General features: G+C 32.7%; 16 protein-coding genes. 15 read left to right on the top strand and 1 reads right to left on the bottom strand.

Going from position 1 to position 15174, the window contains the following annotated elements; genetic code table 11:
- The first annotated feature begins 12 nt into the window (after positions 1 to 12).
- The 12 genes from rnpM (at position 13) to dut (ending at position 10851) form a co-directional block, all read left to right on the top strand.
- On the top strand, positions 13 to 282 hold the full coding sequence (gene rnpM, locus THEXY_RS06600; RefSeq protein ID WP_013788062.1) for an RNase P modulator RnpM: 270 nt from the start codon (positions 13 to 15) through the stop codon (positions 280 to 282).
- Positions 275 to 595 (top strand): L7Ae/L30e/S12e/Gadd45 family ribosomal protein, encoded by a 321-nt coding sequence (locus THEXY_RS06595; protein ID WP_013788061.1) that lies wholly within the window; start codon positions 275 to 277, stop codon positions 593 to 595. The genes rnpM and THEXY_RS06595 overlap by 8 nt, the downstream gene beginning before the upstream one ends.
- Positions 582 to 2636: a translation initiation factor IF-2 gene (gene infB, locus THEXY_RS06590; protein WP_013788060.1), complete on the top strand. Its 2055-nt coding sequence runs from the start codon at positions 582 to 584 to the stop codon at positions 2634 to 2636. The genes THEXY_RS06595 and infB overlap by 14 nt, the downstream gene beginning before the upstream one ends.
- A gap of 14 nt (positions 2637 to 2650) precedes the next feature.
- Positions 2651 to 3010 carry a 30S ribosome-binding factor RbfA gene (rbfA, locus tag THEXY_RS06585; protein ID WP_013788059.1) on the top strand — a complete coding sequence of 120 codons (360 nt, stop codon included), beginning with the start codon at positions 2651 to 2653 and terminating at the stop codon, positions 3008 to 3010.
- Complete coding sequence (locus THEXY_RS06580) at positions 3007 to 3960, top strand: DHH family phosphoesterase (protein WP_013788058.1); 954 nt, start codon at positions 3007 to 3009, stop codon at positions 3958 to 3960. Before rbfA ends, THEXY_RS06580 begins: the two co-directional genes overlap by 4 nt.
- A gap of 6 nt (positions 3961 to 3966) precedes the next feature.
- On the top strand, positions 3967 to 4836 hold the full coding sequence (truB, locus tag THEXY_RS06575) for a tRNA pseudouridine(55) synthase TruB (RefSeq protein ID WP_013788057.1): 870 nt from the start codon (positions 3967 to 3969) through the stop codon (positions 4834 to 4836).
- On the top strand, positions 4837 to 5769 hold the full coding sequence (locus THEXY_RS06570) for a bifunctional riboflavin kinase/FAD synthetase (protein ID WP_013788056.1): 933 nt from the start codon (positions 4837 to 4839) through the stop codon (positions 5767 to 5769). It begins immediately after the preceding gene.
- Between the two features lie 100 nt (positions 5770 to 5869).
- Positions 5870 to 6136, top strand: coding sequence for a 30S ribosomal protein S15 (gene rpsO / locus THEXY_RS06565; protein ID WP_013788055.1), 267 nt, complete (start codon positions 5870 to 5872; stop codon positions 6134 to 6136).
- Positions 6137 to 6216: 80 nt separating this feature from the next.
- Positions 6217 to 8319, top strand: coding sequence for a polyribonucleotide nucleotidyltransferase (locus tag THEXY_RS06560; RefSeq protein ID WP_013788054.1), 2103 nt, complete (start codon positions 6217 to 6219; stop codon positions 8317 to 8319).
- 116 nt (positions 8320 to 8435) lie between these two features.
- Positions 8436 to 9143 (top strand): polysaccharide deacetylase family protein, encoded by a 708-nt coding sequence (locus THEXY_RS06555; protein ID WP_013788053.1) that lies wholly within the window; start codon positions 8436 to 8438, stop codon positions 9141 to 9143.
- 15 nt (positions 9144 to 9158) lie between these two features.
- Complete coding sequence (locus tag THEXY_RS06550) at positions 9159 to 10406, top strand: M16 family metallopeptidase (RefSeq protein ID WP_013788052.1); 1248 nt, start codon at positions 9159 to 9161, stop codon at positions 10404 to 10406.
- On the top strand, positions 10399 to 10851 hold the full coding sequence (gene dut / locus THEXY_RS06545) for a dUTP diphosphatase (protein WP_013788051.1): 453 nt from the start codon (positions 10399 to 10401) through the stop codon (positions 10849 to 10851). Before THEXY_RS06550 ends, dut begins: the two co-directional genes overlap by 8 nt.
- Before the next feature lie 205 nt (positions 10852 to 11056).
- On the opposite strand, the gene THEXY_RS06540 is transcribed toward dut, so the two are convergent.
- Positions 11057 to 12568, bottom strand: coding sequence for a hypothetical protein (locus THEXY_RS06540; protein WP_013788050.1), 1512 nt, complete (start codon positions 12566 to 12568; stop codon positions 11057 to 11059).
- A gap of 280 nt (positions 12569 to 12848) precedes the next feature.
- Here THEXY_RS06540 and THEXY_RS06535 point away from each other — a divergent pair, with 280 nt between their 5' ends.
- The 3 genes from THEXY_RS06535 to THEXY_RS06525 all read left to right on the top strand — a co-directional run bounded on the left by THEXY_RS06535 (position 12849) and on the right by THEXY_RS06525 (position 15171).
- Entirely contained in the window at positions 12849 to 13106 is a 258-nt protein-coding gene (locus THEXY_RS06535; protein WP_013788049.1) for a YlmC/YmxH family sporulation protein, read from the top strand.
- 97 nt (positions 13107 to 13203) lie between these two features.
- Entirely contained in the window at positions 13204 to 14421 is a 1218-nt protein-coding gene (gene dapG / locus THEXY_RS06530) for an aspartate kinase (protein WP_268257770.1), read from the top strand.
- Positions 14422 to 14472: 51 nt separating this feature from the next.
- The gene (locus THEXY_RS06525; protein ID WP_013788047.1) at positions 14473 to 15171 is read left to right on the top strand and encodes a ClpP family protease; all 699 of its coding nucleotides are present in this window, start codon (positions 14473 to 14475) and stop codon (positions 15169 to 15171) included.
- Positions 15172 to 15174 lie beyond the last annotated feature (3 nt).

Below are 15174 nucleotides of genomic sequence, written 5' to 3'. Positions count from 1 at the left end.
GGGGTTGATAACGTGAAGTCTAAAAAAGTTCCAATGAGAATGTGTCTTGGTTGCCAAGAAATGAAACCGAAAAGAGAGTTACTTCGAATCGTAAAAAAAGCACATAGCAATGAAATTCAGGTGGATTTGACAGGTAAGTTATCTGGCAGAGGTTGTTACGTGTGTAAAAACATTGACTGTGTAGAAAAAGCCTTAAAATCAAAAAAAATAGAAAGAGCATTGGAAACTTCATTAACTGAAGATATTATTGAACAAATCAGAAAAGAGGTTTCAAATGAATAAATTTTATTCGATGCTGGGGTTATGCAGGAGAGCAGGGAAATTATTGCCAGGAAGGTTGCCAGTTGAAAAAGGAATTGCTAAATCAAATGTTCGTCTTGTCATTATAGCGGAAGACGCTTCTGAAAATACAAAGAAGAAGTTTGTATCTTTATGTAATGATAAAAACATTATATATATAATCGCTGGTAATATGTCTTATATTGGCAAAAGCATAGGGAGAGACAATACAGCGGTGATTGGCATTACAGATGAAAACCTATCTAACAAACTATTAGCTGAAGCAAAGGAGGTTCTAACTAATGGAGGTGAATAAAATGTCAAAGACAAGAGTTTATGAGTTGGCAAAAGAACTAAAAATTACGAGCAAAGAATTGATTTCGAAGTTGAATGATTTAGATATTAATGTAAAAAATCATATGAGCACATTAGAAGACGATGAAGTAAGTTTAATAATAGATTTATTAACTGAAAAAGAGAAAAAAGAAACAGATGAATTAGTAGAAGAATATAACGAAATTGATGAAAAGCCTAAAAAGCCTAACAAAAAGCAAAAAAAGTCAGACGCCAAAAAGGCGAAGGATGATAATAATAAACCACAAGATGATTCTGTTAAAATAATATCTATACCTGCGTTTATAACTGTTAAAGAATTATCCGAAAAAATGAAAATAAATCCTTCAGATATCATAAAGAAATTGATATCCAAAGGAATAATGGTGACAATAAATCAACAAATAGACTATGAAAATGCTTCGCAAATTGCTGAAGAGTATGGCTTTTTATTAGAAAAAAAAGAGGAAAATGAAGATAATCTTGAAATTATGGACAAAGAAGATGATGAAAAAGATCTTTTGCCCAGACCACCTGTAATAACTGTTATGGGCCATGTAGATCATGGAAAAACATCATTATTGGATGCAATCAGAAAGACAAATGTTACTCAACGTGAAGCTGGAGGAATTACACAGCACATTGGTGCATCTGTTGTAGAAATAAACGGAAAAAAAGTCGTGTTTTTGGATACACCAGGGCATGAAGCATTTACGGCTATGAGGGCTAGAGGTGCCAGTGTAACTGATATTGCTGTATTAGTTGTAGCAGCAGATGATGGTGTTATGCCTCAAACAATAGAAGCGATAAACCATGCTAAAGCCGCTAATGTTCCGATAATTGTAGCTATAAATAAAATTGACAAACCTAATGCGAATCCAGATAGAGTTAAACAAGAATTGGTGGAATATGGTTTGGTGCCAGAGGATTGGGGCGGAAATACAATATGTGTCAATGTTTCAGCGCAAAAAAATCTTGGACTTGATGATTTACTTGAAATGATATTATTGGAAGCAGAAATGCTCGAATTAAAGGCAAATCCAAATAGACCAGCCAGAGGTACAATCATTGAAGCGCAACTTGACAAAAACAGAGGTCCTGTTGCAACAGTTTTAGTACAAAAGGGAACACTAAAAACAGGTGATGTAATAATTGCTGGAACAGCTTATGGCAAAGTAAGGGCAATGTTTGATGATAAAGGCAGGAAAGTTAAAAAAGCATCACCATCCATACCTGTTGAAGTTTTAGGACTATCTGATGTTCCAAAGGCAGGAGACATACTTGTTGTATTGGATGATGAGAAAAAAGCCCGTTCAATTGCCGAAAAACGTAAGGAAAAGTTTAGAGAAGAAGAAATGATGCAAAAGCAAAAGATATCTCTTGATGAACTGTTTAATCAAATAAAAGAAGGCAATGTAAAAGAACTAAATATAATATTAAAAGCTGATGTACAGGGTTCTGTGGAAGCATTAAAAAGCTCAATTGAGCAATTGAGTAATGATGATGTTAGACTTAGAGTCATTCATGGAGCGGTTGGTGCTATTACTGAAACTGATGTTATGTTTGCTTCCGCATCTAATGCCATAATAATTGGTTTTAATGTAAGACCTGATAGCAAGGCTAAGTCTTTAGCAGAAAAAGAGAAAGTCGACATAAGATTATATAGAATAATATATGATGCAATTGATGATTTAAAAGCAGCTATGAAGGGTATGTTGGAACCAGAGTATAGAGAAAAAGAATTAGGTAAGGCAGAAGTAAGAGCTGTATTTAGGGTTCCTAATGTGGGTAATGTAGCTGGATGCTATGTAGTAGAAGGTAAAATTTCCAGAAATGCAAACATAAGATTAGTAAGAGATGGCATAGTGATTTTTGAAGGGAAAATATCTTCATTAAAGAGATTTAAAGACGACGTAAAAGAAGTACAATCTGGTTTTGAATGTGGAATAGGCATAGAAAGATTTAATGACATAAAAGAAGGTGATGTGCTGGAAGCATATCAGATGGAGGAAATACCTCGTTGAAAGGATGAATTAATGTGCAGTACAGAATTGGACGTTTATCAGAAGAAATAAAAAAAGAAGTAAGCCAAATGATATTCGAAGAGATAAAGGACCCAAGAATAAGTAATATGACTAGCATAACAGATATCGAAGTTTCAAAAGATTTGCGTTATGCAAAAATTTATATTAGCGTTTATGGAAATGATGATGAAAAAAAGAACACTATAGAAGGTTTAAAAAGTGCAACTGGTTTTATAAGACGTGAATTAGGAAAAAGAATTAAGTTAAGATATATTCCTGAATTGATTTTCGAACTTGATAATTCGATAGAATATGGTGCCCATATTTCTAAGATTTTAAAAGATTTAGATAGTCGAGAGAGTGAAGACAAATGATTTTAAATGATATGTTGGATTCAATAAGAGAAGCTGAAAAAATAGCTGTTGTAACACATGTATCACCTGATGGTGATGGAATAGGATCTGTTACAGCGTTGTACAAAGCCATGAATAAATTAAAAAAAGATGTATCTATATTTATTGATGATGACGTACCTGAAATCTATAGATTCATGCCATACACAGATAAAATCACAAGACCATTTGACATATCAGTAGATCTGCTTATAACTGTAGATTGTGCTGATTCAGATAGAATGGGAAAGGCAAAAGAATTGCTTAAAAAAGTCCATAAGTCAATAAATATAGATCATCATATTTCGAACACTTTGTATGCTACTATGAATTACGTAGATACCAATGCAGCTTCGTCATCTGAAATAGTGTATCAGTTGATAAAAATATTAGGTATTGATTTGGACCAAGAAATTGCAGAATGTTTGTATGTTGGAGTTGTTACAGACACAGGACATTTTATGTACGGCTCAACTACATCATTTACTCATGAAGTTGCTGGTGATTTAATAAATAACGGTGCTTCTGTGGATAAAATATCCAATATTATTTTTCATAATATTAAATATGAGAAGCTTAAGCTAATAGGCAGAGTTATAAACAATATGGAACTTTATTTTGACGGAAAAGTTGCGTATATGGAGATATCAAGGGAAGATTTTCTTAGCACAAATACAAAATTAGAAGATGTAGAGAATATTGTAAATTATGGTAGAGATATAGATAGTGTGGAAATCGCTGTTATGCTGGTTGAAAAAGATGATTTTATAAAAGGAAGTTTACGCTCTAAAAAGTATGTGGATGTAAATAAATTGGCTAAAGAATTTGGCGGTGGTGGTCATGTAAGAGCATCAGGATTCTTAACAAAAGGCAGTATAAATGATGTAAAAGAAAAAATTTTAGATTTAATAAAATTTGAAATCAATGAGTGATTGAAAATGGATGGTTTTTTAAATATTTTGAAACCGCCAGGTATGACATCTCATGATGTAGTATCCTTTTTAAGGAAAAATTTTAATATAAAAAAAGTAGGCCATTTAGGAACCCTTGATCCGGGAGCAGCAGGTGTATTACCTTTATGTATAGGCAAAGCGACGAAATTGGCCCAGTTTGTAATGACGCAAACAAAGACATATAGAGCAGAAATAACTTTTGGTTTTTCTACAGATAGCATTGATAAATTTGGAAATATTACGAGTGTAATGCCTGTTAAAATTTTGGAACAGCATAAAATATCAGAAATTGAAAGTGTATTTAAAGGCAATGTTTTACAGATACCACCTATTTACTCTGCTAAAAAAGTTGATGGGAAAAAACTTTATCAATATGCACGAGAAGGTAAAACTATTGATATCAAGCCTTCTTTTGTGACTATATATGACATTAATGTGATATCTTACGAAGCACCGTACAAAATTATGTTTGACGTAAAATGTTCAAAAGGAACATATGTAAGAGCTCTTGTTCGTGATATTTGTGATTATCTGAATATTTCAGGATATATGTCAATGCTTATTAGATCAAGTGTTGGATCATTTACTTTAGAAAATTCATTTACATTAGAAGAAGTTGTAAGTGGAAAGTATAAAATAATGAAAATAGATGATATTATAACATTTCCTGGTGTCTGTCTTGGCAATGATGATTATCGTAAGATTGTGCACGGCAATCCTGTGAAAAATAAATACATAGATGCAAATGATGAATTAATAAAGTTATATAGTCCAGAACATTTCTTTGTTGGCGTTGGCAAAGTTGTAGGTGATAGAATCTATGTTGAACGATTGTTATTTGGAGCTGATGGCTAAGTGATAATAATAGATGAGTACAATACAGAAAAATACAATGATAAAAAAGTAATCGCTCTTGGAAACTTTGATGGGATTCATCTTGGACATCAAGAATTAATTAAAAAATCAGTAGAATTGTCGAAAACAAATAAAATGACGAGTTCTGTATTTACATTTAAACAACATACGACAAAGACGATATACAAATATGATTATCAGAAGCTATTGACAACTAACAGAAAAAAAATAGAGGAATTTTCTAAATTCAATTTAGATTACGCTATAATTTATGACTTTAATAAGGATTTTTCATTGTTATCTCCTAAGACTTTTATTGAGAGCATTTTAATTGACAAGTTAAATATGAAAATTGCGGTTGTAGGGGATAATTATAGATTTGGATACAATGCTAATGGTGATGTTTCACTTTTAAAAAAATTTTCGAAAATTTATAATTATGAAGTATATATTGTTGAACCTATAAAATTGAACGATATTCCAATAAGTAGTAGCTTTATACGTTCATTGATCCAGGAAGGAAATGTAGAAGAAGCAAGCAAATGTCTTGGGAGATATTTTAGCTTAGAAGGGTATGTCATTAGTGGTAGAAAAATTGGAAGAAATTTAGGATTCCCAACAGCTAATATTAAGATAGACATGGATTATATCTTACCATTAAATGGCGTATATATAACAAAAGTAAAAATAGGCAATAGACACTTCCTCGGTATAACAAATGTTGGAATAAATCCTACTTTTAATGTCAATAATTTATCTGTTGAAACGTATATTATAGATTTTAACGAAAATATTTATGGGTTGTTTATAGAAATTGAATTTATTAAGCGCATTCGAGATGAAATAAAATTCAATAGCAAAAAAGAACTTATAGAACAAATGAAAAACGATTATGCATTAGCAAAATCTTATAAATATATTTTACATAATTGATTTTTTGTGATAAAATTATATCCGTGATTACCATAGCTTTGATATTCGTTCACCGGCGATGTCAATGCTATTTGGCGAATTTATGAGTGGAGGTGAAATTATGTTAAACAAAGAGAGAAAAAATGAAATAATCGCTGAGAACAGGATTCACGAGAAAGACACAGGTTCTCCAGAAGTTCAGATTGCTTTACTCACTGAGAGGATTAACTCTTTAAATGAACATTTAAAAGTTCATAAAAAAGATCATCATTCAAGACGCGGTTTGCTTAAGATGGTTGGTCAGAGAAGAGGATTATTAAATTATCTAATGAAGAAAGATATGGATAGGTACCGTGCCATCGTTGAAAAGTTAGATTTAAGAAAATAGAGCGGGTAACCTCGCTCTTTTTTCTGTATTAATGATCAAATATTTGAAAAAATATATTAAAAGGATGAAAGGAGGATAATATGGAAAAGATTTTTGAACTTGACCTTGCAGGGAGAAAATTAATCGTTCAAACTGGAAAACTTGCACAATTGGCTAATGGTAGTGCTCTTGTTAGATATGGTGATACAGTTGTGCTGGTTACGGCTTGCGCTTCTAAAGAACCAAGAGAAGGAGTTGACTTTTTCCCTTTAAGTGTTGATTATGAAGAAAGACTTTATTCCGTTGGTAAAATACCTGGTGGTTTTATTAAAAGGGAAGGTAAACCTACTGAGAAAGCAATATTGACATCCAGATTAATAGATAGGCCAATAAGGCCACTATTTCCACATGGCTATAGAAATGATGTGCAAGTTATTGCTACTGTTTTATCTGTAGACCCTGATGTTCAGCCAGAGATAGTGGCAATGATAGGTTCTTCAGTTGCTTTATCTATATCTGATATTCCTTTTAACGGACCTACAGGTTCTGTATCAGTAGCACTTGTAGATGGGAATTTCATAATAAATCCTGACTTAGAAGCGAGAGAAAAAAGTGATTTGCACTTGACTGTCTCAGGTACAAAGGATGCTATAATGATGGTTGAGGCTGGTGCCAATGAGGTTCCAGAGGAAGTAATGTTAGATGCAATAATGTACGCTCATGAATACATAAAACAGATAGTAGAATTTATAGAAGGCATTGTAAAAGAAGTAGGACTTCCAAAAGCGGAAGTAATAGTGCATGAAATAGATGACAACTTAGAACAACAAGTTAGGGAATTTGCAACTGAAAAAATATATAATGCTTTAAGAACAGAAGAGAAAAAGGAAAGAAACGATAATATAGACAAAGTTGAGGAAGAAGTTTTAGAGCATTTTAAAGATGAATATCCAGACAATCTTGAAGATATTGATGAAGTTTTATATACAATTACAAAAGAACAGATGCGAAAAATGATCACTGAAGAAAAAATAAGAGTAGATGGTAGAGGATTAGATGATATAAGGCCAATAACATGCGATGTCGGTGTTTTACCTCGTACACATGGTTCAGCTATATTTACTCGTGGTCAGACGCAAGTTATGACAGTGGCAACATTAGGTCCTCTTGGTGATATACAGATTCTCGATGGTTTGGGTGACGAAGAATCCAAGAGATATATGCATCATTATAATTTCCCTCCTTTTAGCGTAGGCGAAACGAGGCCATTAAGAGGTCCAGGAAGGAGAGAAATAGGGCATGGTGCGTTAGCTGAGAGGGCATTAGAACCTATGATACCTTCAGAGGAGGAATTTCCTTACACAATCAGATTGGTCTCTGAAGTGTTAAGCTCAAATGGTTCAACTTCACAAGCAAGTGTATGCGGAAGCACATTGGCTCTTATGGATGCTGGTGTTCCAATTAAAGCACCAGTTGCAGGCGTTGCAATGGGTCTTATTAAAGAGGGCGATATAGTATCTATACTGACAGATATACAGGGAATAGAAGACTTTCTTGGTGACATGGATTTCAAAGTTGCAGGTACTGAAAAAGGGATAACGGCAATACAAATGGATATAAAAATAGCTGGCATTGATCGCGATATCCTTTCGTTAGCTTTAGAAAAGGCTCGAAAAGGTAGGTTATTTATATTGAATAAGATGCTAGAAACTATAAAAGAGCCAAGAAAGGAATTATCTCCTTATGCTCCAAGGATTATAAGCTTAAACGTCGATCCTGAAAAAATAAGGGATATAATCGGAGCAGGTGGCAAGACAATAAACAAAATAATAGCAGATACAGGTGTTAAAATAGACATAGAGGACGATGGTAGAGTATTTATATCATCAACCGATTTAAAAGCTGGCGAGAAAGCTAAAATGATCATTGAAGCAATAACAAAAGATGTAGAAGTAGGTTCAATTTATTTAGGAAAAGTGACAAGACTGGCTTCATTTGGTGCTTTTGTAGAAATTGCTCCTGGTAAAGAAGGATTGGTCCACATATCTAAGTTAGATAAAAAACATGTGAATAAAGTTGAAGATGTAGTAAATATTGGCGATGAAATTTTGGTAAAAGTAACAGAGATTGATAAACAAGGACGGATTAATTTATCGAGAAAAGATGCTTTGCCAGAAGAAACTAAAAATGACAAAGAAGTGTAAATGCATAAACCTCTTATGGTTTATGTTTTTTATTTATTGATAGTCAATAAAAAAGTAATATCTAATAACATCACCTAATAAAATTTATTAAGAAAATAAATTAGGTGGTGTTAGTCTTGAAGATATATTATATAAAATATCCCAAAAAAACTACCGTAATATTGATTTTAATAATAATTATTGCGATAATTTTATTAGGGATGTTGGTTAACCATTCTATTTCTACGTTTAAAACAAATGATCCTATTTATAAAGGCGATGCAAATAGTAAAAAGATAGCTTTTGCTTGCAACGTAGCGTGGGGGAATGAGTATATTCCAAAGATGTTAGAAATATTTAAATCAAACAATATAAAAATAACATTCTTTTTTGAGGGGCAATGGGCTGAGAAAAATCCAGAGATAGTCAGACAAATTGCAACCGATGGACATGAGATAGCAAGTCATGGGTATACACACGTTAAGTATACGCAGTGGAGCAAGGAAAAATATGCAGAGGATATATCAAAAGCAGGTGATGTACTTTTTAAAATAACTGGGAAAAAGCCTAATCTTTTTGCTCCACCATACGGTGACTTTAATGATGATGTAGTAAAAACCGCTGAAGATCTTGGTTATAAAGTAATCTTATGGAGTTTAGATACTATAGATTGGAGCAACCCAGGTGTTAATAATATTATCAATAGAATTGTAAAAAAAGCTCATAATGGCGCTATCGTTTTGATGCATCCAACAAAAGGCACCGTAGAAGCGCTGCCTACTATGATCAAAGAATTGGAAAGCAAAGGTTATGAAATAACTAGCGTTTCAAATGTTCTAAAATAAATGAGGAGGTAGTAAATGTACATACAAAAGAAAATTAACGATGTTAATGTAGTAGCGTATAAGATGCCATATGTTAATTCAGTGTATATAGGAATATGGATTAAAGTTGGTTCTCGTTATGAAAATAAAGAGAACAATGGAATATCACATTTTATTGAACACATGGTATTTAAAGGTTCAAAAAATAGAAGCGCAAAAGATATAGCGGAAGAAATTGATAATATTGGCGGACAGTTAAATGGATTTACAGGGAAAGAAAGCACTTGCTTTTATGTTAAAGTGTATAATTCATACATAGAAAAAGCAGTTGATGTACTTTTCGATATGGTGTTTAATCCACTTTTTAAAAGTGAAGATATAGAGAAAGAAAAAAATGTAGTTTTGGAAGAAATAAACATGAATAATGATTCTCCAGAGGATGTTGCTTATGATATGTTGGCAAACCTTACCTGGAAAGGTAACCCATTATCATATCCTGTTCTTGGCTATGAAGATACTGTAAAATCTTTTGATAGAGACACTATAGTCAAATTTTATAGAGAAAATTACTTTAAAGATAATATTGTTATTTCAATTGCAGGAAATTTTGATGACTCTATATTTGATATTATATCAAGAAAGACTTTATATATAAATTCTTGTAATAATGCCATTTCATTAGACAAACCTGACTGGAATAAGGGTATAGTATTAAAAAGCAAAGAATATGAGCAAGTAAACATATGTATAAGTATGCCTGGCATAAATTATTCATTTGACAGCATATATACATTATCTATTGTTAGCAATGCATTCGGAGGAGGAATGAGTTCCAGACTGTTTCAAAAAATTCGTGAAGAAGAAGGATTAGTATATTCGATCTACTCTTATCCGTCTACATATATTGACACAGGTGCTTTTACCATTTTTGCAAGTACTGCACCTGAAAATTTAAAATCGGTTTATGAACTGATCATAGAGGAAATTTTAAAAGTAAAAAATGATGGCTTTTCAGAATTTGAGGTAAACAAATTTAGAGAGCAGTTAAAAATCAGCATTTTAATGGATATGGATAGCATTAGCAGCAGAATGTCATCGATAGGTAAATCTCTGCTTTTTTTAAAAAAAGTTTATACTGTCAATGATATTGTAGATAAAATCGATTCAATTACATATGACGATGTTAACAATCTTGCGAAAAAGATATTTAATATTGAGCAATTGGGGATTTCAGTTGTCGGTGATATAAACGAAAAACAGATAGGATGGATGAAAATTGAATAATAAATTGATTTTGAAAATAAAAAAAACATATGATGCGAAAGATTTGCCTTTGCCAAAATATATGAGCAAGGGAGCTGCAGGTATCGACTTATATGCAAAAGTAGATGAAGACGTGGTTATTAAACCTGGTGAAATAAAATTGATAGGAACGGGTATTATGATACAGTTGCCTGAAGGTTATGAAGCACAAATTCGTCCACGGAGTGGACTTGCATTAAATAACGGTATAACCATGTTAAATTCTCCAGGTACTATAGACTCTGATTATAGAGGAGAAATTAAATTGATATTGATAAACTTTGGAAAAATTGATTTTATAGTTAAGAGAGGACTTAGAATCGCGCAAATGATAATAAATAAAGTAGAAATACCGGAAATTATTGAAGTGGATGAATTGGACGAAACTTTAAGAGGAAAGAATGGCTTCGGACATACAGGATTATAGATGAGTGATTTCGGAAACTAATTTCCAGCGTCATACTATGGCATAAATTAGAAATTAGATACAGAAAATAACAAAGCCTTTGCGATAAAATACTGAAAAGAGGAAAGAAAATGTAAAATAATGAAAATCAATTTAAAAAAAGAGTATAAGAAATAAAGCCTAATAAAATAGGTTTAAAAATTAACAGTATATGGAATCTCAATATTTATGCTACTCTACCTAATAATCCATCAAGCATAGAAATAAAATCAAACTTAGATTTTTTCAATCTAGCATCAAGATGGATATTAATAGAATGTATCATAATCCAGAAAGACCAACGCTTTTTGCCTCTGGTTTTAGATAGCTCCAACTCATAGTCATTAAGAAGCCTTTTGTTAACACGCTCAGAAGAAGTTCGCTTTTTCATCTCGCATTTCCATTCATCAGAACCACGTGGAATGACGGTAAACAAGCGAGGATCAGATGAAGGCTTCGTATAAACGGTTCTACCATAATCAGAAGAGGAGCACTTATCTTTACAATTACATGAATCAACTTTACCAGTCGCAAAAGGACAGCGCCATTTAATTCTGTTACGGTCTTTCATAAAACCATTGTAAACCATAGATAATCCTGCCATACAGACAGGAATACCATTTTCATTGATTTTAATAGTACCTTGGTACTTGCTGTTGTTTTTATTCTTCTTATTAAGCGGAATTACAGGTTTAATATTCCACTTATTAAGAAGATGATAAGTAGGGTAATTATCATGAGCACAATCACCAATAAATTTATCAAAAACGAAATCAGGATACAAAGCCCTTGCTTCAGACAAAGCAATAATAGCAGTAACACCATCATAACGAGGAGCCTCAACCAAGCGAAGATAAATCGGAATATCAGATTTAAGCTCTTCGTTGTATGTCACTAAAAAATAACCAGAATAACCATAAAACCATGTCTCATGATAACTATCCCAACCATAGCGAGCATCGGGGTCAGAGAACTTGCGATGGCAGTCACAATTAAATATACCCTTATTAGCACAATCACAAGTTCTAATACCGAAAGGACTTCCGCCGGTTTTAATACAAGTACCGTCACCGGAGATAGTAAGTTTTTCAATATCACCGAGGATGCCATCATTGGCGGAAGGCCTAACAGCAACATCGGCAAAAATTTGTTGAAGAAGCTTCTCAGGTCTTGACTCAAAAATTTTACCCTGTAAAGCCAAATCAACAAATTTCTGTATAATACCAGGGTGGCGTGGTGGGAGCTTCTGATTTTTAGCAAGTTTTTTACGTGGTTTGCGTTTAAAAGGATGTAGAGAATCCTGTCGGTCTTTTTCAATATCAGGATCCTCAAGCCATAACCTGTTAATCAAGTCATAATGAGTACCAACACCAGGAATATTATCAGGAGATACGCCAATCATGTAACACAAAAGGTCATCATGATGAAGCATGTAAACCCATTTAGTAATACTGTGACATTTAAGAAGAGACATAAGTACAAAAGACCGAAAAACTTCAGGCTGATTTTTGGCTGGAGAACCAGTATTAGAGTAATAAGGTTCCAGTACAGGTTTAAGAACATCAAGATCTAAATTATAGAGTTTAGATAAAGCTTCAGAAAATTGAATGACACGATTTTTATCTGAAGCATAAATGGGTTGAATATTTTCGACAAGGAAAGACTGATAATCAGGATGCGAACGCCATGCGCCCAACATAAAATCACCTCAATAACAAGTAGTATGGTAAAAACACCATCCATTTCGATTATTGGGGCGATTTAAAAAAGTCAAGATAGAATGTAACCATATATGTTAAATAAAGGGAAATATAAAGAAAAAATCTTACAATGTAAATAAAGATGTAAATGAATTGGAAATCGAAAAAGGATTTCAGAATGAAATTTTGGGGGATAAATTTAAAAGATGTCTCCTGAAATTCAGATATATCAGGCAACAGAAATTGCCGAGAATATTCTAGATGAGAAAGGAGGATACGATGAGACTAAGTGAATTTGGCAACAAAGAAATTGTAAACTTAAATGATGGCAAAAGGCTTGGTTTAATTGAAGATTCAGATCTTATAATCGATGAAAATACTGGAAAGATTAATTCAATTGTTGTCTATGAAACAAAAGGATCTATTTTTAGAAGCAGGCCTAATTACATAGAGATTCCTTGGGATTTTATAAAAAAGATAGGAAATGATATGATAATTGTGGAAGTCGAGCTTGATAAAATGAGAAAATTTTTATGATTGCTAATAAAGGAAAGGAAAATATCCTTTCCTTTATTAGCATAATAAAGTATAATAATATTAAATTTATTTTATTTTGCATGATGTATATGAAAGGGTGGTTATTACGAATATTATTGTTCAGAAATTTGGTGGCACATCTGTCTCAACGTCTGAAAGAAGAAATATGGCGGTATCAAAAGTAGTAGATGCTATTGAACAAGGATTCATGCCAGTGGTAGTAGTATCTGCAATAGGAAGAAGTGGAGATCCGTATGCAACTGATACTTTAATAAATTTTGCCAAGTCAATATATAAGGATACTCCTAAAAGAGAACTTGATATTTTAATGTCATGTGGTGAAATTATTTCAAGTGTCATATTTTCAAATGTCTTGATGAGCAAAGGCTATAAATCAAAAGTTTTTACTGGAGGACAAGCGGGAATAATTACGGATGATAATTTTGGAGATGCAGAAATAATAAGAGTAGAGCCACAATATCTTATTGACGCATTAAATCAAAATATAATTCCTGTAGTGGCTGGATTCCAAGGTATTACAGTTGATGGTGATATAACGACTTTAGGCAGAGGTGGCAGTGATACGACTGCTGCATTATTAGGTGAAGCATTGAAAGCATATGCCGTAGAAATTTATACAGATGTAGATGGAATCATGACAGCAGATCCCAGAATCGTCTCAAATGCTCATATATTGAAGCGAATAAGCTATAATGAAGTTTTTCAATTAGCGGAACAAGGTGCAAAAGTGATACATCCTCGAGCTGTAGAAATTGCGATGCGAGGCAATATACCTTTAGTAATAAAAAATACAATGAGCGATAGTCCGGGAACTATTATTACTCAATACAACAATGTTTACAATAACATTTATGACTCTGATAACCTTGTTACAGGTATAGCTAATATGAACAATAGAGTTCAAGTTATTATTGAATTAAATAGAGATGATAAAGATATTTTTGGGAAGATTGCAGAAGCTAAAATCAGTATTGACCTTATAAATGTCTTTCCTGATAGGAAAATATTCACCATATCGGAAGCTGATTTATCAAAATTAGAAACGCTGTTAAAAGAAAATGATGTTAAATACGCGATAAAGAAAAATTGCAGCAAAGTTTCGATAATTGGCAATAGAATACGTGGTGTTCCAGGTGTTATGGCTAGAATAATAAAAGCATTATCTGATAATAATATAGAGATTTTTCAAACGGCAGATTCTCACAATACTATTTCATGTCTTGTAAGTCAAGATAAGGCAGATATAGCTGTGAAGGTTTTACACGATGAATTTAAGCTTGAAAGCTATAATTAGTGCATAATATGCACTAATTTTTTTATACTAATTTTATAGGAGAGTGATAAAATGGGTATGTTAAAAAATGAAGATTTGCCTGTGCAAACTGGTACGGCAGTACAGCAGAATATACAGAGCTTTGGGCAGACAAATTTGCCAAATTTCGAAAGTAGTATTCATTGTCTGACAATAATAGGGCAAATAGAAGGACATATGATATTACCACCACAGAATAAGACTACGAAATATGAACATATAATACCGCAACTAGTAGCAATTGAAGAAAATCCTCAGATAAAGGGTCTTTTAATATTGCTAAACACAGTTGGTGGAGATGTAGAAGCTGGTTTAGCTATCGCTGAAATGATTTCCAGTTTATCAAAACCTACAGTTTCAATTGTATTAGGTGGCGGACACAGCATAGGTGTTCCACTTGCAGTTTCATCGAATTATTCTTTCATTGTTCCCAGCGCGACAATGACTATACACCCAATAAGAATGACAGGTTTAGTTATAGGCGTACCTCAAACATTTGATTATTTTAATAAAATGCAGGATAGAATAGTTGAATTTGTAATAAGAAATTCAAGAATTAAAAGAGATGCTTTTATGAATCTGATGTTAAAGATAGGAGAGCTGGCAAATGATGTTGGAACTATCCTGGTTGGAAAAGAAGCAGTAGACTATGGATTGATAGATGAAGTTGGAGGTGTTTCAGAAGCAATTGAAAAACTTCAACAATTAATTAAAGAGAAAGAAAATAGGTGATTT

Source organism: Thermoanaerobacterium xylanolyticum LX-11, from assembly GCF_000189775.2.
In the GTDB taxonomy this organism is placed as follows: domain Bacteria; phylum Bacillota; class Thermoanaerobacteria; order Thermoanaerobacterales; family Thermoanaerobacteraceae; genus Thermoanaerobacterium; species Thermoanaerobacterium thermosulfurigenes.
The sequence above is the reverse complement of the archived record's forward strand: the minus strand, read 5'-3'. Positions and strand labels throughout refer to the sequence as shown.

Excerpts from the sequence above, each read along its gene's own strand:
- THEXY_RS06535 (WP_013788049.1), top strand. The coding sequence starts at position 12,849 with ATGAGACTAAGTGAATTTGGCAACAAAGAAATTGTAAACTTAAATGAT.
- infB (WP_013788060.1), top strand. The coding sequence starts at position 582 with ATGGAGGTGAATAAAATGTCAAAGACAAGAGTTTATGAGTTGGCAAAA.
- THEXY_RS06560 (WP_013788054.1), top strand. The coding sequence starts at position 6,217 with ATGGAAAAGATTTTTGAACTTGACCTTGCAGGGAGAAAATTAATCGTT.
- THEXY_RS06595 (WP_013788061.1), top strand. The coding sequence starts at position 275 with ATGAATAAATTTTATTCGATGCTGGGGTTATGCAGGAGAGCAGGGAAA.
- THEXY_RS06550 (WP_013788052.1), top strand. The coding sequence starts at position 9,159 with ATGTACATACAAAAGAAAATTAACGATGTTAATGTAGTAGCGTATAAG.
- rpsO (WP_013788055.1), top strand. The coding sequence starts at position 5,870 with ATGTTAAACAAAGAGAGAAAAAATGAAATAATCGCTGAGAACAGGATT.
- THEXY_RS06540 (WP_013788050.1), bottom strand. The coding sequence starts at position 12,568 with ATGTTGGGCGCATGGCGTTCGCATCCTGATTATCAGTCTTTCCTTGTC.
- truB (WP_013788057.1), top strand. The coding sequence starts at position 3,967 with ATGGATGGTTTTTTAAATATTTTGAAACCGCCAGGTATGACATCTCAT.
- THEXY_RS06525 (WP_013788047.1), top strand. The coding sequence starts at position 14,473 with ATGGGTATGTTAAAAAATGAAGATTTGCCTGTGCAAACTGGTACGGCA.
- THEXY_RS06580 (WP_013788058.1), top strand. The coding sequence starts at position 3,007 with ATGATTTTAAATGATATGTTGGATTCAATAAGAGAAGCTGAAAAAATA.